Annotated in this window: 1 protein-coding gene; it reads left to right on the top strand. The window is 51.6% G+C overall.

The features are described from left to right. The coding region (locus tag KQI26_RS15165) for a collagen binding domain-containing protein (protein WP_253292912.1) at nt 1-556 on the top strand (556 nt) is incomplete at both ends.

Below are 556 nucleotides of genomic sequence, written 5' to 3' on the forward strand. Positions count from 1 at the left end.
ACGGCCAGACTTACACCGTCAATGTGCCAGGGCAGGACACCGTTACCTTCACTCTGAAGAACAGTGCCAAACCCGGCCTTCGGATCATCAAGTATGACCGGCAGACCCATGAGACTTTGCCGGACATCACCTTTAAAATTTATAAAGACAATCAGCTGATCGGCACTTATGAGACCGACCGCCTGGGCGAGATTTTGCTCACCGATCTGGAACCTGGCACTTATCGGGTAGAGGAAGTGGAGAGCGATGACGGCCATGTGCTGGACATCATACCCCAGGAGATCGAGCTGACCGAAGGCTGCGGCATCCTGGAGCTGGTATTTTTTAACGACAAGAAACCTGGACTTCACCTAATAAAGATCGATTCCTCCGACCCCAGCAAGGTCATTCCCAATGTGGTCTTTGAGATCAAAGGCTATGGAACCCCATTCGGACCGAAAGAATTTACCACCGATGAAAACGGCATGATCGACCTGTCCAAGCTGGAGCCTGGCACTTATGTGGTGACCGAAAAGAAAGCCAACGGCTATGTGATCGACGATGCCCAGCGGATCAT

Source organism: Intestinimonas sp. MSJ-38 (assembly GCF_018917925.1).
GTDB lineage: Bacteria > Bacillota > Clostridia > Oscillospirales > Butyricicoccaceae > Pseudobutyricicoccus.